Source organism: Azonexus sp. MM2026_4, from assembly GCF_055901855.1.
Genome location: NZ_CM148380.1, coordinates 1,555,533 through 1,573,669, shown reverse-complemented (window position 1 = coordinate 1,573,669; position 18,137 = coordinate 1,555,533). Strand labels below are relative to the sequence as shown.

Sequence of the window (18,137 nt, the reverse complement as noted above, 5' to 3'; positions counted from 1 at the left end):
GTGCTCAAGCGACTGCTGCCCATCCTCGCCGTCCTGCTCGGCGCCGGCCTCGCCCAGGCCGAGGAGAAAGTCCTCAACCTCTATTCGGCGCGCCATTACCAGGCCGACGAAGCGCTCTACGACAACTTCACCAAACAGACCGGCATCCGCATCAACCGCATCGAAGGCAAGGCGCACGAGCTGATCGAGCGTATCCGCAACGAGGGCGCCAACAGCCCGGCCGACGTCTTCATCACCGTCGATGCCGCCAGCCTGGCGGTGGCCGACGCCTGGGGGCTGTTCGCGCCGGTCAGGTCGGCGGTGCTGGAAAGCCGGATTCCGGCGCACCTGCGCTCCGACACCTGGTTCGCCTTCTCGACGCGGGCGCGGATGATCATCTACAACAAGCGCAAGTTCAAGGCGGAAGACGTGCCGAGCTACGAAGCGCTGGCCGATCCGAAGCTGCAGGGACAGTATTGCAGCACGCCGGGCGGCCACGTCTACAACCTGACCCTGGTCGCCGCGCAGATCGCCCACCGCGGCGAGGCGGCGAGCGAGGCCTGGGCGCGCGGCCTGGTCGCCAACCTGGCGCGCAATCCGCGTGGCGGCGATACCGACCAGATCAAGTCGGTGGCCAGCGGCGAATGCGGCGTCGCCGTCTCCAACAGCTATTACCTGGTGCGGATGATGGCCTCCGAGCGGGTCGAGGAGCGCAATCTGATGAAACGCGTCGGCATCGTCTGGCCGAACCAGGACAGCTACGGCACCCACATCAACGTTTCCGGTGGCGGCATGGTGAAGACCACGAAACACCGCGAGGCGGCGCTGCGTTTCCTCGAATACCTGGCGAGCGACGAGGCACAGCGCTATTTCGCCAACGGCAACAACGAATGGCCGGCGGTGCCGACGGTCAAGGTGGCCAACGAGGAACTCGCAGCACTGGGCAGCTTCAAGGTGGACACGACGCCACTGCAGAACATCGCCAGGCAACTGCCGGCCGCCCAGAAACTGCTCGACCGCGTCGGTTACCGCTGAGCAAGGGCGCTTCGGGCAACAAAAACGGGAACCCGCGGGTTCCCGTTTTTGTTGGGCCGGTATCCGTCTCAGGCGGCGAGCAGGACCACCTTGCCCGGCTTGCCGCCCTTGTCCTGGGCTTCCTTCAGGCATTCGTGGGCGCATGAGGCGCAGCGGCCGCAATCGCGGGTGACGCCCAGTTCGCGGCGCAGGTCTTTCAGGGTGCGCGCGCCGTCGGCGGCAGCCTGGCGAATCTGGCGATCGGTGACGGCATGGCAGACACAGACGTACATGAAAGGCACCTCGAAAGGTAATGCGAACAATTCCTATTGTATGGTGTTGAGAACGAATGTCAATACCTACTTGGGCTTTGTTGCAGGCGCGACAAACTTCTCCTTGCGGGAAGCTTGTACGCAAATACGGTGCCAGTCGCCGGTCAACGAAAAAGCCGCGGACTGGCCGCGGCTTTGTGACGAGGTGGGCTGGGCTCAGCCTTCGCCCGGCTCCATGTGCGCCTGCAGGTAGTTCGGTAGGGTGACGTTGACGATCAGCGATTGCTGGGTTTCCAGCCAGTCGATCGCCTGTTCGCAGTGTTCGAGCAGGTCTTCGAGCAATTCGCGGCTGACGTAGTCCTGCGCTTCTTCGCACAGCGCGATCGCCTCGATCAGCAAGGGGCGCTGGATGGTCTGTTCGTACTTGAGGTCGCCAGCCAGGCACTCGACGACGTTCTCGCCGATCAGCAGCTTGCCGAGGTTCTGCAGGTTGGGCAGGCCTTCGAGGAAGAGGATGCGTTCGATCAGCTCGTCGGCTTCCTTCATGACGCGGATCGACTGCTTGTACTGGTAGTCGTTGAGCTTTTCCAGACCCCAGTTGCGGAACATCCGGGCGTGCAGGAAATATTGGTTGATCGAGGTCAGCTCGTTCTTGAGGACCTTGTTGAGGATTTCGATGACCTTCTTGTCGCCTTTCATGTCGCGCTCCTCAGGCCGGGCTGCCCGAGCCCATCTGGCTCTGCAGGTAGTTGGGCAGGCCGACCAGGTCGATCAGGCGCAACTGCTTTTCCAGGAAGTAGGCGTGGTCGACTTCGGTGTCTTCCAGCTGCGCCGCCAGCATGTCGCGGGAAACGTAGTCCTGGGCCTTCTCGCAGGCGGCGATCGCCTTCTTGAGGTCGCCATCGACCTTGTACTCGACGTCGAGGTCGGCCTTCAGCATGTCGGGAACGTTCTTGCCGATCTTCAGCGTGTCGCGCTTCGACAGGTCCGGCTTGCCTTCGAGGAAGAGGATGCGCTGGATCAGCGCGCGGGCGTGCTGGCGCTCGTGGTCGGATTCGTGGATCGATTTCTCGGCCAGTTCGTTGAGACCCATGTCGGCGTACATCTCGCCGTGGATCAGGTACTGGTTGACGGCGGTCAGTTCGCCGGCCAGCAGGTCATTGAGGATGTCGATGATTTTCTTGTCGCCCTTCATGGCATTTCTCCGCAAGTTAGGAAATGGCTGGCTGGCGTGACGCGGCTGGCTTGCCGTGTGCCGGATTGTATAGGTTGCGACCGCGCAAGTGCCGGTGGGTTCCCGGAAAATTTCGTAAAAACAATGAATTACGAAACGTTATCATTTGCGCTTCCGGCGCGGCGTTTCAGCGGGTGACCCAGATGTGACGGGCGACGCTGTGTTCCAGCGCCAGTTCGACCTCGTCGGCGAGGATCACGGTCATCGGTTTTTGCTGCAGCACGCGGATCGGTCGCGTTTCGGCGAGGCCGTAGGCGGTCAACTGCTCGCGCTGCAGCGGGTCGATTTCTTCGCCCAGCGCGGCCAGTTTGACTTCGCTGCCGGGCGGGATGAAGGCGAGCGGCAGGCGGGCGTCGTGTTGGTGGGGCATGGGTGGTTTCCTACCAGAGGGCGCGCAGCGCGAAGTTGAACAGGCCGCCGACGAAGAAGGCGAAGGGGACGACGATGGCGACCATCGCCGCGGCGACGCGGATACCCTGTTCCTTGACCATCATCAGCAGGCTGGCGAAGCAGGGGATGAACAGGGTGATGGTGATCATGCCGACGACGGCCTGGATCGGCGAGAGCTGGTCGGCCATGACGAACAGGCCGGTGGCGCCGAAATCGCGGCGCAGGAAGCCCATCACGAAGGCCGCCGAGGCTTCCTTGGGCAGGCCGAGCCAGCCGGTGACCAGCGGTTCGCCGGCCTCGACGATGGCGGGCAGGATGCCGAAGCGGTCGAGCGCGAACATCAGGAAGGTGCCGACCAGGAACAGCGGAATGACTTCGACGAGGTACCACTTGAGGCGGCCGCCGGTTTTCTTGAGGACGTTGCCGGCAATCGGCAGGCGCATCGGCGGCAGTTCTGTGACCAGCGGGATGCGCCGGCCGGGAATCAGGCGGGCGGCGAGGAAGCCGGAAAGCAGCAGGACGCCGACCATGGCCAGGGCCCAGACCAGCACCGCGGTGAAGGAAAAGCCGCCGAGCATGCCGAGGACGACGCCGAGCTGGGCCGAACAGGGAATGGCCAGCGCCAGCAGGAAGATGGTGATCAGGCGTTCGCGCGGCGAGTGCAGGATGCGCGTGGTCAGCGTCGCCATCGTCACGCAGCCGAGGCCGAGCACCATCGGCAGCACGGCGCGGCCGTTGAGGCCGATCATCGCGAACAGGCGGTTGGCGATCACCGTCAGGCGCGGCAGGTAGCCGGAGTCCTCGAGCACGCCGAAGGCGATGAAGAAGGTGGTGACGATGGGCAGGATCAGCGCCAGCGCGTAGGTCATGCCCATCGTCCACAGGCCGTACTGGCCGACCAGCAGGTCGCTGATCCAGGTGCCGCCGGCAGCGTTTTCGACGAGCTGGGTGAAGGCCGGGTTGAGGATGCCTTCGAAGAGGTCTTCCTCGAACAGCCCGACCAGCGTCGTTGCGCCGAAGACGCCGACGAACTGGTAGACCGCGTAGAGCACGCCGAGCAGGATGGGAATGCCCCAGACCGGATGGACGACGGCCTGGCCGACCCGTTGCGAGAGCAGCGGGCTGCTGTTCACGGCGCGTCGGGTGACCGCCGTTGCCAGCGCATCGGCGGCGGCGGTGCGTTCGCGGGCGAGCAGCGTCGGCAGGTCGCCGTCGGCATTGGCGCGGGCGGTCTGGCGCAGGTTTTCGAGGCGGGGGTAGTCGGCGCCGGCGCGTTCGCGCAGCCAGGCTTCGACTTCGTCGTCGTTGCCGAGGAAGAGGATGGCCAGGCCGCGGGCGGCGAGCACCGGGTGCGGCGCCAGCTCGGCGATCAGCGCGGCGGCGGCGGCGATGTCGCTTTCCAGTTCGGGATCGTAGTGCAACAGGCAGTCGGCGACCGCGGCCCGGGCCAGGCTGCCGCTCAGTTCGCCGATGCCTTCGCCGCCGGTGGCGACGGTGGCCAGCACCGGGATCGCCAGTTCCTCGGCGAGCGATTCGACGTCGACCATGACGCCGCGCGCCGTCGCTTCGTCGTGCATGTTCAGCGCCAGCACCATCGGCACCCCGAGCTCGGCTAGCAGGGCGGTCAGGGTCAGCGTCCGGCGCAGGTTCTTGGCGTCGCCGACCTGGATCAGGCTGCGGCTGGATTCGTTGAGCAGCGCCCGCACCGTCGCTCTTTCGTCGTCGCTGCGCGAGGGCAGGGCGAGGACGCCGGGGGTGTCGAGCAACTCCGTCTGGCTGTCGAAGCGGGCGCTGGCGCGGGTGACTTCGACGGTGGTGCCGGGGTAGTTCGAGACATTGACGTAAGCCCCGGTCAGGCGGTGGAAAAGTACCGATTTGCCGACGTTGGGATGGCCGACGAGAAGGACTGCGCGGGAGACTTGGGCGTTCATGGGAACGATTCTACTTTGTAATCGACAAACCACCCAAGCCAGACGGCATGGGCGATTGCGGGGTGTTGGCAGGGGGGAGTCGGCGCATCAGCGCGGTCCGTGCATGACGCTGGCGGCGGTCTCGCTCCACTCGTACAACTCGATGGTGGACGGGGGGCATTTGCTGCAGCCGCCGCCGCACGCCGTGCCGGCCGGCAGGCGGCGGATGCGGCCCTTGCGCTCAAGCATGCCGAGCATCGGGCGCAGGGCGTCGGTGTCGGCGTTGAGGGCGATCGCCATGTCGCTCAGGGCGGCACGGCGATGTTCGCGCAGGTAATGCTCGAGGCGGCTGACGATCATCGCGCTGCCGCCAGCATCGCCAGGTTTTCCCGCCGCCCGAAATGGCGCAGGGTGAAGAAGAAGCCGGCGAAGGCGACGCAAACCGTCGCCACCCAAGCCATTGAGGTGGCAGGATGGGCGGCGTAGGTGGCGAGCTGGTAGTAGATCGTCGCCGTGCCGTAAGCCAGGCCGCTGGTCCAGCCGGCGACGAAGAGCGTCCAGCGGGCGCCGCTTTCCTGGTAGACCGCCGCCGTTGCCGCCGTGCAGGGGAAATAGAGCAGGATGAACAGCAGGTAGGCGAAGGCGCCGGCCGCACCGTCGAAGCGGGCCGCCATGGCGGAGAAGGTGCTGCCGGCGACTTCCTGGTCTGCGGCGACCGCGGCCTGGTCGCTGACGTCGCCGATGCCCAGGCCGAGCGGATCGGCCCATTTGCCGAGGGCGTCGCCCAGGTTGGCGGGAATCGTCGCGAAAGCCTCGTCGAGCTTGGCGCCGAGGTCGAAGGGCTCCTCCTCGGCGGGGGCTTCGCCGGCCGCCGCGGCATCGCTCTCGGCGAGTGCCTGGTAGGCGGCGTCCAGGGTGCCGACGACGGCCTCCTTGGCCAGGATGCCGGTGAAGATGCCGACCGCCGCCGGCCAGTTTTCCTCGCGCATGCCGAGCGGCGAGAAGGCCGGGGCGATGCTGCGCCCGACTTCGGCGAGCAGCGACTTGTCGCTGTCCTCGTTGCCGAAGCTGCCGTCGGGGCCGACGGCGTTGAGGAAGTTCAGCACCAGCACCATCGGCACGATGATGCGGCCGGCGCGCACGATGAAGCTGTTCAGGCGTTCCCAGGTGGCGAGCAGCACGCCCTTCAGCGTCGGCAGGTGGTAGGGCGGCAGTTCCATGATGAAGGGCGTCGCTTCGCCCTTGAGCAGGGAGTTCTTGAGCATCAGGCCGGTCAGCACGGCGAGCGCGATGCCGGTCAGGTAGAGCGCGAAGACGACGTTCTGCGCGTTTTCCGGGAAGAAGGCGGCGCCGAACAGGACATAGACCGGCAGGCGGGCGCCGCAGGACATGAAGGGCGCCATGGCGATGGTCATCAGGCGGTCGCGACGATGTTCCAGGGTGCGCGTCGCCATGATCGCCGGCACGTTGCAGCCGAAACCGACGATCAGCGGCACGAAGGATTTGCCGGGCAGGCCGACCCAGCGCATGAAGCGGTCCATGACGAAGGCGGCGCGCGCCATGTAGCCGGAGCCCTCGAGCACCGACAGGAAGAGGTAGAGGAAGCCGATCACCGGGATGAAGGTGGCCACCGTCTGGATGCCGCCGCCGATGCCCTTGGCCAGCAGCACCGTCAGCCATTCCGGGGCGCCCAGGCTGCCGAGCAGTTCGGCGCCGCCGTCGACCAGCAGGGCGCCGGTGAATTGGTCGAAGAAGTCGATGAAGGCGCCGCCGATGTTGATGGTGAACATGAACATCAGGTACATCATGACCAGGAAGATCGGGATGCCGAGCGCCCGGTTGAGGACGACGCGGTCGATGCGGTCGGTGAGGTCGCGGGTGACCTCGCCGCTGTGCCTGACGCTGGCGTTGGCGATGCGGTTGGCAAGGCCGTAGCGGGCGTCGGCGATAAGGATGTCGAGATCGCCATTGAAGGCCTCTGCAGCCTCGGCGGCCTGGCGGGTGAGCTGGTCGCCGAGAATCTGGCGGGCCAGGTCGTCGCCTTCGAGGACGCGCACCGCCAGCCAGCGCGGCGAACTCGGGCTTACCGGCAGGCTCGCCGCGATGCTGGCGGCGAGCAGGTCGATGCAGCGGGCCAGCGGTTCGGCGTAGTCGACACGGGCGGTGGCTCGCGGCTGGTCGTCCGCCGCCCGGCTGATCGCCGCCTTCAGGGCGTCGATGCCGCTGCCGGTCGCGGCGATGATCGGCAGCACCGGGCAACCGAGTTGCCCGGCGAGTTCGTCGGCATCGACCTGCATCCCCTTGGCTTGCGCAACGTCGGTCATGTTGAGGACGAGGAGCAGGGGAACGCCCATCTCGACCAGTTGCGTCGTCAGGTAGAGATTGCGTTCGAGGTTCGAGGCATCGACGATGTTGATGATCAGGTCGGCTTCGCCGGCCTGCACGTAGTCGCGGGCGACGCGCTCGTCGAGCGAAATGTCGCGGTCGACGACGTCGAGCGAGTAGGTGCCGGGCAGGTCGATGACCTCGACCAACTGGTCGGCGAGCCGGTATTCGCCGCTCTTCTTCTCGACGGTGACGCCGGGCCAGTTGCCGACGCGCTGCCTGGCGCCGGTCAGCGCGTTGAACAGCGTGGTCTTGCCGCAGTTGGGGTTGCCGACCAGACCGATGGTGATTTTCGCTTTCATCACAGCTTCTCCACGTTCAGGCTGGCCGCTTCTTCCTTGCGCAGCGATAGGCTGCAACCGCGGACCTTGATTTCCACCGGGTCACCCATCGGCGCGACGCGGGTGATGCCGATTTCGACGCCGGGCGTCAGACCCATGCTCAACAGCTTGCGCCGATAGGCACCGCCGGCTTCGCCGTAGCCCGTCACTTTGGCGCGTTCGCCGACCTGAAGTTGTCCCAGAGTGGTCATGCGTGTTCTCCCCGATTCAGTTGCAAGCGTCGGCCAGCGGCGCGACCATGATCTTGTGCGCCATGCCGCCGCCCAGCGCGAAGCGGGTCTCGCCGCGCATGACGACGACGCCGCCGCCTTCGCGCTGGCGGACGATCAGCTCGGCGCCGACGTTCAGACCCATCTCGGTCAGGCGGCGGTCGAGGCCGCCGCCGCCCATCAGGGCGGCAACGCGGACATGCTGGCCGGCGCTGGCCATGCTTAAGGGGAAGGTCTTGACGTGGCTCATGGCGTTCATCCGGTCAGTGTTGAAGGGTCAGAATTCCCAGGCCAGGCCGACTTGCCCGAAGCTACGGTCGTTGCCCCGGCCAACGGCGCCCGAGACCTTGAAGCCGTCGAAAATTTCGTAGCGCAGGCCGATTGCCTTGTCCGGGCCGCTGTGTTCCTCGCCGAAGGTTTCGACGGTCAGTTGCAGGCCTTCGGTCAGCGGGAATTCGTAGCCGATGCCCCAGGTGCCGAGCGTTTCGCTATCGCCCTGCGCCCTGGTACGGGCGGCGCCGAGGTTGATGTGCAGGACCTGACCGTTTTCCAGGCGATAGGACGCCAGGGCGCTCGCCGAATAGCTGCGCTCGGTGAATTTCTCCGGCGTCTCGCGGTCGTTGATGCGGGTGCGGCCGTAATCGAAACGGGCACCCAGCGACCAGCCGGTTTCGTTCTGGTAGGGCACCCACTTGGCGCCGAAGCCGACGCCGCGGGCGCGGCTGTCGGGGTCGCTGGCGTGATCGGTGGCGCGGGCGACGCCGATTTCCATTTCGAGGTTTTCCAGGAAACCGAAGCCGAACAGCAGTTCGCCGCCGCGTACCTTGTCGTCCTTGCTCAGGACGCTTTCGATCTTCATGCCGCCCTTGTCCAGGGTGCCGGCGTCGTTGACGTTCATCGGCCCTTCGGCATGCGCCAGCGAGGTGATCAGGAGCCCACTGCCGATCAGGGCGGCGAGTCGGGCAGGGCGTTTTTGCAAGGCGTGGCGGAGCGGATTCATGGTGGTTTTCCGGTGGGTTTCAGTAGGTGTACATGGTAATCAGGGGGCGCTGGTTGCAGGCTGGGTGACGAAACCGATTTTGGCAAGACCGGCCCGGCGCGCCGCGCTCATCGTTTCGGCGACGCTTTCGTAACGGCTGTCGCGATCGGCCTTCAGGTGCAGTTCAACATTGGCATCCCGGGCGACGGCATCGCGGAAGCGGCTTTCCAGCGCCGCCGGATCGATCGCCTCGCTGCCGATGAAGATGCGGTTGTCGGCGGTGATCGAGACCTGCAGCGTCATCGGCTTTTCCGGCGTCGGCGTGCTCGAGGCGCGCGGCAGGTTGACCTTGACCGAGTGCGTCATCAGCGGCGCGGTAATCATGAAGATGATCAGCAGTACCAGCATCACGTCGACCAGCGGCGTCATGTTGATCTCGGCCGTCGGCATCTGGCTGCCGGTGCCGTTGAAGCTGCCCATCGCCATGTTATGCGGCCTCCGTCGCGGCGCGGGCGCGCATCGGGTGGATCTGGGCGCTGTTGGCGACCAGCGGCTTGCCGACGGTGAAGAAGGCGTGCAGGTCGTGGGCGAAGGCGTCGAGGTCGGCGAGGATGACGCGATTGACCCGGGTGAAGGTGTTGTAGGCGAATACGGCTGGCAGCGCGACGGCGAGGCCGGCGGCGGTCATGATCAGCGCTTCGCCAACCGGGCCGGCGATCTTTTCGAGCGCCGCCTGACCGCTGACGCCGATCGCCACCAGCGCGTGGTAAATGCCCCAGACGGTCCCGAACAGGCCGACGAAGGGCGCGGTGGCACCGGTGGTGGCGAGGAAGGTGAGGCCGTTTTCCATCCCCGACTGAGTGGTCAACAGTTGCTGGCGCAGCGCCCGTTCCATCTGCTCGGACGGATCGAAGCGCGAAGCCAGACGGTCGCTGACCGCCTCGCAGTCGACGTTGCAGCTATGCGCCTGGACGGCGAGCTGGGTGTAGGGGCTGTCGGCACCGGCCTGGCGCAGTCTTTCGATGCCCTCGCCGACGCTCTTCGCCGCCCAGAAAGCGCCGACCGCCCGCGCTGCCTGGCGCATGCGCCACCAGTCCCAGGTCTTGGCCAGGATCAGGTACCAGCTGGCGATCGACATGACGACGATCAGCACCGCCACCGCATGCGACACGGTGTCGCCCTGGGCCCACAGGTGGGCGAGGCCGAAGGCGTTTTCTTGAACGGTTTCCTGCATGCTTATTGCTCCAGTTTGAAGATGATGGGGACCAGGACCCAGCTCTGAACGGCGAGGTCGCCGCGTTTGGCCGGTATGAATTTCCAGTTGCGCACGGTTTTCAGCGCCGATTCGTCGAGTCGGGTGCTACCCGAGGAGCTGCGTACCTCGATCGCGTCGGCGGTGCCCAGTGGCGTCACCGAAACGCGCAGGACAACCTTGCCTTGCTCGCCCATGCGGCGCGCTAGCGGCGGGTAGGGCGGCGGCGGATTGCGCAGGTAATCGGCATCGAAGCGGGCCTGGCTGACGGCCGGCGCGGCGGGGGCGGGCGGCGCCGGTTCGAGCACCGGCGGCGGGGCGACCGGCGCCTGCTCGGCCGGGGCCTGGCTGGTCGTGGTTTCGAGCACCGGCGTTGGCGTCTTCGGTGTCGGCTGCGGTTTTTGCCGGATCGGCTCGGGTTTGGCCACCGGCTGCGGCTTGGCTTGCGGTGTCGCCTCGATCTGCGGCGCCGGCAGCAGATCGACCAGCAGGGGTGTTTCGATGATCTGCGGGGCGATGGTCTTGGCCGCCAGCACAACCAGCAGGACGGCGGCATGCAGGCCGACGACGATGGTCAGCAGGCTGCCGCGCCGGGGTGTCGAGGGATGACGAAGTGTGTGGCTCATGGCGATATTCAGGAAGTCCCGCGCTCGCCCAAAAAAACCCTTGGCTTGCTGGCATCTGGCGCGCTGGCTGTGGGGAAAGTCTTACAACGGAGAGAAAACTTATTTGGTCAGGATCAGCTTGTTTTCGCGGGTGACGCGCAACAGGTAGCGCTGGCCCGCGTGTTCGATTTCGACGGTGTTCGCGCCGCGCAGGATTTCCTTGCTCTCGAGCCGGAGGATGCCGCCGTTGTTGGGCACGGGGTTCGTTGGCGGCGTGGTCTTGGACGGGCTGTTCATATTGCGGCGGCGTGTTGAAGACGATGAGTGAATCTTATAGAAATACGAACGATTGTCAATACCATTCGTTTGTAGGGGCGCCGGAAGGCCTGCCCCGCGTTGCGAATCCGGAGGCTCACGGCGCAACCGTCCTGTCAGATTGACAAAGTCGTAGCGCGAGTCGGTCGCGTTCGCAGGCGATCCGCTCGCATTCGCGCTGGGCTGCACACAGGGTTTTGTCCAACTGCCAGACGCGCTGCGCGGCGGCCATCAGTTGCTGGTTGGCTTCGCGTGCTTCCATCAACTGCCGGCCGAGTTCAATGATGGCCTGGCCGGACTCGAGTCGATCGAGGCGTTCCCGAAGGGTCTTGCACTCGCTCTGAAGGGCATCGACGTGCTCGGCTTGTCCAGCCAGACGTGTCGCATGCAGCGTCAGGAGGCGCTTGCGCTGGCTGCGTGCCTGCTGCAGGGCGCGACGCAAGGCGCGGTTTTCGGCGAGCAGGGGGTGGTCCCCCGTATCTTCGTTCGCCGGCTCGCGTTCGAGGATGGCCCTGTTCTCAAGCGGCGCTAGCATGTGGGTTCTCCGGGGCACCGAGGCGCAGGCTGGCACGTTCGCACAGTTGCCGCGTGTTGTCGTCCATTTCCAGATCACAAAGCTGATCGAGCAGGCGCGCGGCATGTAGTGCCGAGTGGCGGCAGCCTGTTTCTTCATGAATCAGGAGCTGGCTCAGGATGGCTGCCCACAAGTTGCTGTTCGGCATCATTTTCTCCTCAGGCGGCGGCGATCATCAACCAGAGCAACAGGCCGGCGATCGCGGTATTGATCAACAGGGTATTCATGATGTGGCCTCGCTGTTCGGGATTGATCTCGTTACGTTTCAGGGGCGACCAACTGCACGCTCCGCTGGGCTCCGGAAAGGGCGGCGAGTTGTGTTCCATGGGATCTACATCCGGGGCGCGTAGTATTCGACAACGCGTTGCAGGTCGAGCGGGAAGGGGGCGGCGTCGGGTAGCTGCCGCAGGCGCGCGCTGTAGCTGGTGCTGTCGAAGGCGATCCATTCCGGGCGTTCCAGTGAAGGAACTTCCAGCGTGGCGCGTAGCAGACCGATCCTGCTGCCGGTTTCGGTCGGCCCGAAGGCGTCGCCAACGCGCAGCCGGATCGACGGTATCGTCACCCGTTTGCCGTTCAATTGGAAATGCCCATGGGCGAGCAATTGGCGAGCGGCCGGGATGGTTGGCGCGAAGCCGGCGCGGAAGACCAGATTGTCGAGACGGCGCTCGAGCAGTTCGATCAGCTTGTTGCCGGTGGTGCCGCGGTGTTTCTTGGCGTCGGCGACGGTGCGGCGCAACTGGCGCTCGGTGATGCCGTAGTTGTAGCGCAGCTTCTGCTTTTCCATCAGTTGCAGACCGAATTCCGACGGGCGGGCGGTGGTCTTGCGGGCGCCGTGCTGGCCGGGCGGTTGCGTGCGTTGTTGCGGCGATTTGCGCGACAGGCCGGGCAGGCTGACACCGAGAGCGCGCAAGACTTTGAGGCGGGGGCCGGTATAGCGGGACATAAGCACTCCAGACGTTTCGGGGAAACTGGCTGGCTTGCGGAAGAACGCTAGCTGGCTACTTGTTGCGAATTATTCGCGTTTGCGATTGCGCTGTCAAGGAATTCAGACTCGGGTCATCCAGGCGAAAAAAAAGCCAAGGTATTTCACCTTGGCTTTCATGGGATGGGTTGTGTTCAGCGGTCGGCGAACGGCTTCTTCTTGAACTTGCGCTCGCCGTCGAACTTGCGTTCTCCGCCACTGAATTTCCGCTCGCCGCCGAAGCTGCCGCCGGAACGGCCTTCGTCGGGGCGCAGGTTGATCGGCACGCCGCGGATGCGGGTACGCTTCAGTGCGTTGGAGGCTTCGGTGGGCATGCCCGCCGGCAATTCGACAGTGCTCGATTCTTCATAAAGGCCGATACGGCCGATGAAGCGGCTTTCGATGCCGGCTTCGTTGGCGATTGCACCGACGATGTCGCGGACTTCGACGCCGTGGTCACGGCCGACATCGATGCGGTAGCGCACCATGTCGCCGGCCGGCGCGGGCCGGGCCGGGCGTTCGGTACGCGGCGGGCGGTCCTCGAAGCGCGGGCGCTCGCTGCGTTCTTCGAAACGCGGCCGTTCGCTGCGTTCGCCACGTTCCTCGAAACGCGGCTTGCGTTCGCGGTCGGCGAAACTGGCCGGGCGGCGTTCGCCCTGTTCGTCGCGGAAGGGGCGCGGTGCCGGGTCTTCGCCGACGATCTGCAGCGGCTTGCTTTCCTGGGCCATCATGGCCAGCGCGGCGGCGACTTCCTCGGCACCGACCTCTTTTTCCTCGCATAGCTGCGAGACGATGTTGGCGAAGAAATCGAGGCCTTCGGCATCGAGGACTTCTGCAACCTTGGCCTTGAAGTCGGCGACCCGCTTGTTGGTGACGTCGGCACGGCTGGGCAGCGTCAGCGGTGCGATCGGCTGCCGGGTGGCGCGCTCGATGGTGCGCAGCATGCGGATTTCGCGCGGGGCGACGAAGAGAATCGCGTTGCCGGTGCGACCGGCGCGACCAGTGCGGCCGATGCGGTGCACGTAGGCTTCGGTGTCGTACGGAATGTCGTAGTTGATGACGTGGCTGACGCGCGGCACGTCGATGCCGCGGGCGGCAACGTCGGTGGCGATGACGATGTCGAGGGCGCCGGACTTCAACTGTTCGATGACACGTTCGCGCATTTGCTGGTTGAGGTCGCCGTTCAGCGCGGCAGCCGCGTAGCCGCGGGCGTTGAGCTTGTCGGCGAGTTCGACGGTGGCGGTCTTGGTGCGCACGAAGATGATGGCGGCGTCGAAGTCTTCTTCGACTTCGAGGATGCGGGTCAGCGCGTCGAGCTTGTGCATGCCGGAAACCTGCCAGTACACCTGGCGGATGGCGGCGACCGTGGCGGTGGCCGACTTGATCTTGATTTCCTTGGGATCGACCAGGTATTTCTGGGCGACGCGGCGGATCTGTTCCGGCATCGTCGCCGAGAACAGCGCGGTCTGGTGCTGTTCCGGGGTGCGCTCGAGAATCCATTCGACGTCGTCGATGAAGCCCATGCGCAGCATTTCGTCGGCTTCGTCGAGGACCAGGGTTTTCAGATTGTCGAGATTGAGCGTCTTGCGCTCCAGGTGGTCCATGACGCGGCCCGGCGTGCCGACGATGACGTGGGCGCCGCGCGCCAGTTGCTTCAACTGGATGGTGTAGCTTTGGCCGCCGTAGATCGGCAGCACGTGGAAGCCGGGCAGGTTCTTGGCGTAGCTCTGCAGCGCTTCGGCGACCTGGATCGCCAGTTCGCGCGTCGGCGTCAGGATCAGCGCCTGCGGCTTGCTCACCTTGATGTCGATGGTTTCCATCAAGGGCAGCGCGAAGGCGGCGGTCTTGCCGGTGCCGGTCTGCGCCATGCCGATCATGTCGCGGCCGTCGAGCAGGACGGGAATGCACTGGGCCTGGATGGGGGAGGGGGTTTCGTAACCGATTTCGCTCAGGGTCTTGAGCAGGGATTCGCTCAAGCCGAGTTCGGCAAAGCTGTCGACGGTAGACGTCATGATGCTGTTCCTTTCCGCGCTGCCGGTTCGCGACGGGCAGCGGTATTCGCCCGAATCGCGGGCGGCCTGGGTGACCCCGACGCAGCCATGCCGGGGAATAAATCAATGGGGTGAATCCTGCACAAGAACCTGAAAAACCGGGGGCTGCTCGGAGTTACTGCGGGCGATGCATCAACGCATTGAACTGATTATTCTACCTTTTTTTTGCCAGTGCTGCCAGTTCGGCGGCGCTGAAACCGGCCTGCAGGCGGGCTTTTTCGTTCATCGGAGTGGCCGGCCGCGGCGCCTTGTAGGTATGAAGCAGCTCGCGGTAGGTGGTTTCGGCGTCGCTTCCGCGCTGTTCGCAGAAGGTCCGGAACCAGCGGTCGCCGAGTCCGACGTGGCCGATTTCATCGCGCAGGATGATGTCGAGGGCGCGGGCGCTCGCCTCGTCGCCGTTCTCGGCCAGCCGGCGCTGGATCGGCGGCGTCGCGTCGAGGCCGCGTGCTTCGAGCAGGCGCGGTACCAGCGCCATGCGGGCGAGCGGGTCGTCGGCGGTTTTTTCGGCCATTTCCCAGAGGCCGGCATGGGCCGGGAAATCGCCGTAATCGTGGCCGTAGCTGGCGAGCCGGTCGCGTAGCAGCGAGAAGTGCTCGGCTTCCTCGGCGGCGACGCCGATCCAGTCGGCGTAATAGGCTTGCGGAAGGCCGCGGAAGCGGGCGGCGTGGTCGAGCGCCAGGTTGATCGCAGTGAATTCGATATGGACGATCGCGTGCAGCAGCCGGGCGCGCCCTTCCGGCGTCGTCGGGCTGCGTTGCGGCACGGCTTTCGGCGGCACGATCTCGGGCCGCGCCGGCCTGCCGCAGCGCAGTTCGAGCGGCGTCTCGTCCCGCCAGTCGAGCCGGCCGGCGCGCCAGTCGGCTGCGATGCCGGCAGTCAGCGCCAGCTTCTCGTCGATTTCCGTGGCCGCCAGTGCCGCGGCCAGGCGAGGGAACAGCGACCCGCTCACGGTGCCGGGTTGGTGTAGCGCAGGTGGATGGCGTCGATCGCTTCGAGCAGTTCGCCGTGCATCGGCGTCAGCGTTGCCGGCAGCGTTTCCTTGAGCTGGGCCAGCGACGAGGCGCCGATGATGGTGCTGGCGACGAACCAGCGCGAGCGGACGAAGCCGAGCGCCAGTTGCGTCGGTGTCAGGGCGTGGCTACGTGCCAGTTCGACGTAGGCGGCGACCGCCGGGGCGACGTTGGGCTTGGTGTAGCGCTGGCCGAAATTCGGCCATTGCGTGAGGCGGCCCGCTGCCGCCGGGGCGGCCAGATACTTGCCGGTCAGGTGGCCGAAGGCGAGCGGCGAGTAGGCGAGCAGGCCGACGCCTTCGCGGTGGCAGGTTTCCGTCATCGCCGTTTCGTGGGTGCGGTTGAGCAGGCTGTAGGCGTTCTGCGTCGACACGATGCGCGGCAGGCCGAACTGATCGGCGAGCCGGGTGAATTCCATGATGCCCCAGGGGTGTTCGTTCGAAACCGCGACATGCCGTACCTTGCCCTCGGCCACCAGTTCGGCCAAGGCTTCGAGCTGGGCGCGGATCGGCGTACATTCGCGTTCCTTGTCCGGGTGGTATTGCCATTGGCCGAACATCGGCTGGTTGCGCTCCGGCCAGTGCAATTGATAGAGGTCGATGTAGTCGGTCTGCAGGCGCTGCAGTGAGCCCTCGACTGCGGCGCGGATGTTGGCGCGGTCGAGCGCCAGCGGGCCGCCGCGGATCCAGTCGAGGTTGCGGCTGGGGCCGGCGACCTTGGTGGCGACGATGATCTTGTCCCGCGCCTGCCGCTTCAGCCAGCGGCCGACGATGCTTTCCGAGGCGCCGCAGGTCTCGGCGCGCGGCGGCACGGCATACATTTCGGCGGTGTCGATGAAATTGACGCCGTGTTCCAGCGCGTAATCGAGCTGGGCATGGGCGTCGGCTTCGCCGGTCTGCTCGCCGAAGGTCATCGTGCCGAGGCAGACGTCGGGAACGTTCAGTGAACTGCGCCCGAGCGGGCGGCAATGAAACAGGCTCATTATCTAAGGCTCCGTTAGCGTTGAGTCAGGGGCGGTCGGTGAGCACGCCGTAAATCAGCACATGGCGCTGCAGCACCGGGTCGTAGCTGGCGGGAACGATGGTCAGCCGATGCTCATCGGCTGACGCGCAGTGTTGCCGAACCCAGGTGGCGGCGGCATTCCTGGCCGACGGGAAATCGTCGAACAAGGCTGTCAGGTCGCTAGTCCTGACGGGCATGAACTCATTGCGCCGGCGATCGAGCAGGGTGTCGGTGTCGAGCATCTGCACGGCGTAGCCGTTGGCGGGGCGACGCAAGGGAAGGCGGGTGATGTCGTAGGGATCGCCGAAAGCGTTGTCGGGGAAATGCACTTATATATATGGTGTGAAATGGGTGTTCGGTGTTCAGGCAGGAATGTCGGGAACCAGCATCTGTTCCAGCAGGAGGATGCGGTCCTTGAGCACCAGCTTGCGTTTCTTCAGCCGGCGAACCAGTAGTTCGTCCGGTGGCGGATTCTCGATCAGATGGGTGATCACCAGGTCGAGGTCACGATGCTCTACCCGCAACTCGTTGAGCTGTAGCCGGATATCGCTGGTTTCCTCGTCGCTGAGCGGGTGGAGGGACATGGTGTGGCTCCTGACAGCATATGCGCTTTTGCTTAGAATAACCGAACCAAGAACAGGAGGAGAACATAATGCAGCACCACATCATCGTGTCGTTCGGCAAGGGTGAGGAATTCGAATACCGCCTGGCGGACGCCGGGGCTGCCGACGAGGCGCGCCAGTGGTTCGACCGCGAATTTGTCGCCCTGGAATGCGATGTGTCGACCCCGACCGGCAAGATTCTGGCAGTTGATCGAATCCTGAGCGTCGCCAAGTATGCCGGGATCGAACGCTTCCGCGAGCAGCCCGCGTGGGCCGAGCAATTCTCCCGCAGCACGGCGGCCATACTCGGGCGCGACCTGATTCGGGTCGATGTCGAGCAGTACAGCATCGGTTATTGATGAACAAGGCTTTCGTCCGCGAAAGCGAAGGGGATGACGACGAGGAGCTTCAGCCCGCCTTGCGCATCCCCCCGGGAACCCGCAATTACATCACCCCGGCCGGGCACGCCCGGCTGAAGGCTGAACTGGAACATCTGGTCAAACGCGAACGCCCGCACGTCGTTGAAATCGTCGCCTGGGCCGCCTCCAATGGCGACCGTTCGGAAAATGGTGACTATATCTATGGCAAGCGTCGTTTGCGCGAGATCGACAGACGTATCCGCTTCCTCACCAAGCGCCTGGATATCGCCGAGATTGTCGATCCGCTGCGGCAGGGTGAGAACGATCAGGTCTTCTTCGGTGCCACGGTGACGGTGGCCGATGCTGAAGGGGCGGAGAATACCTACACGATCGTCGGGATCGACGAGGCCGACGCCTCACGTGGTCGCATCAGCTGGATATCGCCGCTGGCCCGTGCCCTGATCAAGGCGCGCGAGGGGGACTCGATCCGTTTCCAGAGCCCGGTTGGCATCCGCGAAATCGACATCGTCGAAGTACGCTACGAAGCCCTCGGTTAAGTTTTTTCCCGAAACGTATTGACGCGAGGGATTTGATGTGTAGAATGCGCACCTTCCTTGCGGTGCCGGGGTTTTCGGCGGTGTGAGGCAGGCGGTGAGGTGAAAGAAATTTTGCTGAAGTGCTTGACGGAAGTGA

26 protein-coding genes are annotated in these 18,137 nt (G+C 65.1%); 3 read left to right on the top strand and 23 right to left on the bottom strand.

What is annotated here, in order from left to right:
• Window positions 1–1,014 carry an extracellular solute-binding protein gene (locus AC0KWY_RS07250; protein WP_474028959.1) on the top strand — a complete coding sequence of 338 codons (1,014 nt, stop codon included), beginning with the start codon at window positions 1–3 and terminating at the stop codon, window positions 1,012–1,014.
• 68 nt (window positions 1,015–1,082) lie between these two features.
• Here the strand turns inward: AC0KWY_RS07250 and AC0KWY_RS07245 are convergent, their stop codons facing one another.
• From AC0KWY_RS07245 to AC0KWY_RS07135, 23 genes are all read right to left on the bottom strand, one after another.
• Entirely contained in the window at window positions 1,083–1,286 is a 204-nt protein-coding gene (locus tag AC0KWY_RS07245) for a (2Fe-2S)-binding protein (RefSeq protein ID WP_474028958.1), read from the bottom strand.
• Between the two features lie 195 nt (window positions 1,287–1,481).
• A complete protein-coding gene (gene bfr / locus AC0KWY_RS07240; protein WP_474028957.1) occupies window positions 1,482–1,964 on the bottom strand; it encodes a bacterioferritin in 483 nt (160 codons plus the stop codon).
• 10 nt (window positions 1,965–1,974) lie between these two features.
• A complete protein-coding gene (gene bfr, locus AC0KWY_RS07235) occupies window positions 1,975–2,460 on the bottom strand; it encodes a bacterioferritin (RefSeq protein WP_474028956.1) in 486 nt (161 codons plus the stop codon).
• 166 nt (window positions 2,461–2,626) lie between these two features.
• Window positions 2,627–2,869, bottom strand: a complete 243-nt coding sequence (locus AC0KWY_RS07230; protein WP_474028955.1) for a ferrous iron transport protein A — start codon at window positions 2,867–2,869, stop codon at window positions 2,627–2,629.
• 10 nt (window positions 2,870–2,879) lie between these two features.
• The gene (feoB, locus tag AC0KWY_RS07225) at window positions 2,880–4,820 is read right to left on the bottom strand and encodes a ferrous iron transport protein B (RefSeq protein ID WP_474028954.1); all 1,941 of its coding nucleotides are present in this window, start codon (window positions 4,818–4,820) and stop codon (window positions 2,880–2,882) included.
• Between the two features lie 87 nt (window positions 4,821–4,907).
• On the bottom strand, window positions 4,908–5,159 hold the full coding sequence (locus AC0KWY_RS07220) for a FeoC-like transcriptional regulator (RefSeq protein WP_474028953.1): 252 nt from the start codon (window positions 5,157–5,159) through the stop codon (window positions 4,908–4,910).
• A complete protein-coding gene (gene feoB, locus AC0KWY_RS07215; RefSeq protein WP_474028952.1) occupies window positions 5,156–7,486 on the bottom strand; it encodes a Fe(2+) transporter permease subunit FeoB in 2,331 nt (776 codons plus the stop codon). The genes AC0KWY_RS07220 and feoB (AC0KWY_RS07215) overlap by 4 nt, the downstream gene beginning before the upstream one ends.
• Window positions 7,486–7,716 (bottom strand): FeoA family protein, encoded by a 231-nt coding sequence (locus AC0KWY_RS07210; RefSeq protein WP_474028951.1) that lies wholly within the window; start codon window positions 7,714–7,716, stop codon window positions 7,486–7,488. Before AC0KWY_RS07210 ends, feoB (AC0KWY_RS07215) begins: the two co-directional genes overlap by 1 nt.
• A gap of 16 nt (window positions 7,717–7,732) precedes the next feature.
• Window positions 7,733–7,984 (bottom strand): FeoA family protein, encoded by a 252-nt coding sequence (locus AC0KWY_RS07205; protein WP_474028950.1) that lies wholly within the window; start codon window positions 7,982–7,984, stop codon window positions 7,733–7,735.
• A gap of 27 nt (window positions 7,985–8,011) precedes the next feature.
• Window positions 8,012–8,734: a hypothetical protein gene (locus AC0KWY_RS07200; protein ID WP_474028949.1), complete on the bottom strand. Its 723-nt coding sequence runs from the start codon at window positions 8,732–8,734 to the stop codon at window positions 8,012–8,014.
• 39 nt (window positions 8,735–8,773) lie between these two features.
• Entirely contained in the window at window positions 8,774–9,199 is a 426-nt protein-coding gene (locus AC0KWY_RS07195; protein WP_474028948.1) for an ExbD/TolR family protein, read from the bottom strand.
• 1 nt (window position 9,200) lies between these two features.
• Window positions 9,201–9,947 carry a MotA/TolQ/ExbB proton channel family protein gene (locus AC0KWY_RS07190; RefSeq protein ID WP_474028947.1) on the bottom strand — a complete coding sequence of 249 codons (747 nt, stop codon included), beginning with the start codon at window positions 9,945–9,947 and terminating at the stop codon, window positions 9,201–9,203.
• Between the two features lie 2 nt (window positions 9,948–9,949).
• Window positions 9,950–10,591, bottom strand: coding sequence for an energy transducer TonB (locus AC0KWY_RS07185; protein WP_474028946.1), 642 nt, complete (start codon window positions 10,589–10,591; stop codon window positions 9,950–9,952).
• A 99-nt stretch (window positions 10,592–10,690) separates the two neighbouring features.
• Complete coding sequence (locus AC0KWY_RS07180) at window positions 10,691–10,867, bottom strand: hemin uptake protein HemP (protein ID WP_474028945.1); 177 nt, start codon at window positions 10,865–10,867, stop codon at window positions 10,691–10,693.
• Window positions 10,868–10,982: 115 nt separating this feature from the next.
• Window positions 10,983–11,420 carry a hypothetical protein gene (locus AC0KWY_RS07175; protein ID WP_474028944.1) on the bottom strand — a complete coding sequence of 146 codons (438 nt, stop codon included), beginning with the start codon at window positions 11,418–11,420 and terminating at the stop codon, window positions 10,983–10,985.
• Window positions 11,404–11,607: a hypothetical protein gene (locus AC0KWY_RS07170; RefSeq protein ID WP_474028943.1), complete on the bottom strand. Its 204-nt coding sequence runs from the start codon at window positions 11,605–11,607 to the stop codon at window positions 11,404–11,406. Before AC0KWY_RS07170 ends, AC0KWY_RS07175 begins: the two co-directional genes overlap by 17 nt.
• Window positions 11,608–11,617: 10 nt before the next feature.
• On the bottom strand, window positions 11,618–11,785 hold the full coding sequence (locus tag AC0KWY_RS07165; protein ID WP_474028942.1) for a hypothetical protein: 168 nt from the start codon (window positions 11,783–11,785) through the stop codon (window positions 11,618–11,620).
• A 5-nt stretch (window positions 11,786–11,790) separates the two neighbouring features.
• Complete coding sequence (gene rpsD / locus AC0KWY_RS07160; RefSeq protein WP_474028941.1) at window positions 11,791–12,402, bottom strand: 30S ribosomal protein S4; 612 nt, start codon at window positions 12,400–12,402, stop codon at window positions 11,791–11,793.
• Between the two features lie 173 nt (window positions 12,403–12,575).
• Window positions 12,576–14,432 (bottom strand): DEAD/DEAH box helicase, encoded by a 1,857-nt coding sequence (locus AC0KWY_RS07155; protein WP_474028940.1) that lies wholly within the window; start codon window positions 14,430–14,432, stop codon window positions 12,576–12,578.
• Between the two features lie 193 nt (window positions 14,433–14,625).
• Window positions 14,626–15,420 (bottom strand): ferritin-like domain-containing protein, encoded by a 795-nt coding sequence (locus AC0KWY_RS07150; RefSeq protein WP_474028939.1) that lies wholly within the window; start codon window positions 15,418–15,420, stop codon window positions 14,626–14,628.
• On the bottom strand, window positions 15,417–16,463 hold the full coding sequence (locus AC0KWY_RS07145) for an aldo/keto reductase (protein WP_474028938.1): 1,047 nt from the start codon (window positions 16,461–16,463) through the stop codon (window positions 15,417–15,419). Before AC0KWY_RS07145 ends, AC0KWY_RS07150 begins: the two co-directional genes overlap by 4 nt.
• Window positions 16,464–16,488: 25 nt before the next feature.
• A complete protein-coding gene (locus tag AC0KWY_RS07140; protein WP_474028937.1) occupies window positions 16,489–16,812 on the bottom strand; it encodes a hypothetical protein in 324 nt (107 codons plus the stop codon).
• Window positions 16,813–16,845: 33 nt separating this feature from the next.
• A complete protein-coding gene (locus AC0KWY_RS07135; RefSeq protein ID WP_474028936.1) occupies window positions 16,846–17,067 on the bottom strand; it encodes a YdcH family protein in 222 nt (73 codons plus the stop codon).
• A gap of 68 nt (window positions 17,068–17,135) precedes the next feature.
• Between AC0KWY_RS07135 and AC0KWY_RS07130 the strand changes: the two genes are divergently transcribed.
• Together AC0KWY_RS07130 and greB are read left to right on the top strand one after the other, a co-directional pair.
• The gene (locus AC0KWY_RS07130) at window positions 17,136–17,444 is read left to right on the top strand and encodes a hypothetical protein (RefSeq protein ID WP_474028935.1); all 309 of its coding nucleotides are present in this window, start codon (window positions 17,136–17,138) and stop codon (window positions 17,442–17,444) included.
• The gene (gene greB, locus AC0KWY_RS07125; RefSeq protein ID WP_474028934.1) at window positions 17,444–18,001 is read left to right on the top strand and encodes a transcription elongation factor GreB; all 558 of its coding nucleotides are present in this window, start codon (window positions 17,444–17,446) and stop codon (window positions 17,999–18,001) included. Before AC0KWY_RS07130 ends, greB begins: the two co-directional genes overlap by 1 nt.
• Window positions 18,002–18,137 lie beyond the last annotated feature (136 nt).

What these genes read in the sequence shown, in the direction of transcription:
- AC0KWY_RS07245 (WP_474028958.1), bottom strand. Translation starts at nt 1,286, where the DNA reads ATGTACGTCTGTGTCTGCCATGCCGTCACCGATCGCCAGATTCGCCAG.
- bfr (WP_474028957.1), bottom strand. Translation starts at nt 1,964, where the DNA reads ATGAAAGGCGACAAGAAGGTCATCGAAATCCTCAACAAGGTCCTCAAG.
- bfr (WP_474028956.1), bottom strand. Translation starts at nt 2,460, where the DNA reads ATGAAGGGCGACAAGAAAATCATCGACATCCTCAATGACCTGCTGGCC.
- AC0KWY_RS07230 (WP_474028955.1), bottom strand. Translation starts at nt 2,869, where the DNA reads ATGCCCCACCAACACGACGCCCGCCTGCCGCTCGCCTTCATCCCGCCC.
- feoB (WP_474028954.1), bottom strand. Translation starts at nt 4,820, where the DNA reads ATGAACGCCCAAGTCTCCCGCGCAGTCCTTCTCGTCGGCCATCCCAAC.
- AC0KWY_RS07220 (WP_474028953.1), bottom strand. Translation starts at nt 5,159, where the DNA reads ATGATCGTCAGCCGCCTCGAGCATTACCTGCGCGAACATCGCCGTGCC.
- feoB (WP_474028952.1), bottom strand. Translation starts at nt 7,486, where the DNA reads ATGAAAGCGAAAATCACCATCGGTCTGGTCGGCAACCCCAACTGCGGC.
- AC0KWY_RS07210 (WP_474028951.1), bottom strand. Translation starts at nt 7,716, where the DNA reads ATGACCACTCTGGGACAACTTCAGGTCGGCGAACGCGCCAAAGTGACG.
- AC0KWY_RS07205 (WP_474028950.1), bottom strand. Translation starts at nt 7,984, where the DNA reads ATGAGCCACGTCAAGACCTTCCCCTTAAGCATGGCCAGCGCCGGCCAG.
- AC0KWY_RS07200 (WP_474028949.1), bottom strand. Translation starts at nt 8,734, where the DNA reads ATGAATCCGCTCCGCCACGCCTTGCAAAAACGCCCTGCCCGACTCGCC.
- AC0KWY_RS07195 (WP_474028948.1), bottom strand. Translation starts at nt 9,199, where the DNA reads ATGGCGATGGGCAGCTTCAACGGCACCGGCAGCCAGATGCCGACGGCC.
- AC0KWY_RS07190 (WP_474028947.1), bottom strand. Translation starts at nt 9,947, where the DNA reads ATGCAGGAAACCGTTCAAGAAAACGCCTTCGGCCTCGCCCACCTGTGG.
- AC0KWY_RS07185 (WP_474028946.1), bottom strand. Translation starts at nt 10,591, where the DNA reads ATGAGCCACACACTTCGTCATCCCTCGACACCCCGGCGCGGCAGCCTG.
- AC0KWY_RS07180 (WP_474028945.1), bottom strand. Translation starts at nt 10,867, where the DNA reads ATGAACAGCCCGTCCAAGACCACGCCGCCAACGAACCCCGTGCCCAAC.
- AC0KWY_RS07175 (WP_474028944.1), bottom strand. Translation starts at nt 11,420, where the DNA reads ATGCTAGCGCCGCTTGAGAACAGGGCCATCCTCGAACGCGAGCCGGCG.
- AC0KWY_RS07170 (WP_474028943.1), bottom strand. Translation starts at nt 11,607, where the DNA reads ATGCCGAACAGCAACTTGTGGGCAGCCATCCTGAGCCAGCTCCTGATT.
- AC0KWY_RS07165 (WP_474028942.1), bottom strand. Translation starts at nt 11,785, where the DNA reads ATGGAACACAACTCGCCGCCCTTTCCGGAGCCCAGCGGAGCGTGCAGT.
- rpsD (WP_474028941.1), bottom strand. Translation starts at nt 12,402, where the DNA reads ATGTCCCGCTATACCGGCCCCCGCCTCAAAGTCTTGCGCGCTCTCGGT.
- AC0KWY_RS07155 (WP_474028940.1), bottom strand. Translation starts at nt 14,432, where the DNA reads ATGACGTCTACCGTCGACAGCTTTGCCGAACTCGGCTTGAGCGAATCC.
- AC0KWY_RS07145 (WP_474028938.1), bottom strand. Translation starts at nt 16,463, where the DNA reads ATGAGCCTGTTTCATTGCCGCCCGCTCGGGCGCAGTTCACTGAACGTT.
- AC0KWY_RS07135 (WP_474028936.1), bottom strand. Translation starts at nt 17,067, where the DNA reads ATGTCCCTCCACCCGCTCAGCGACGAGGAAACCAGCGATATCCGGCTA.
- AC0KWY_RS07130 (WP_474028935.1), top strand. Translation starts at nt 17,136, where the DNA reads ATGCAGCACCACATCATCGTGTCGTTCGGCAAGGGTGAGGAATTCGAA.
- greB (WP_474028934.1), top strand. Translation starts at nt 17,444, where the DNA reads ATGAACAAGGCTTTCGTCCGCGAAAGCGAAGGGGATGACGACGAGGAG.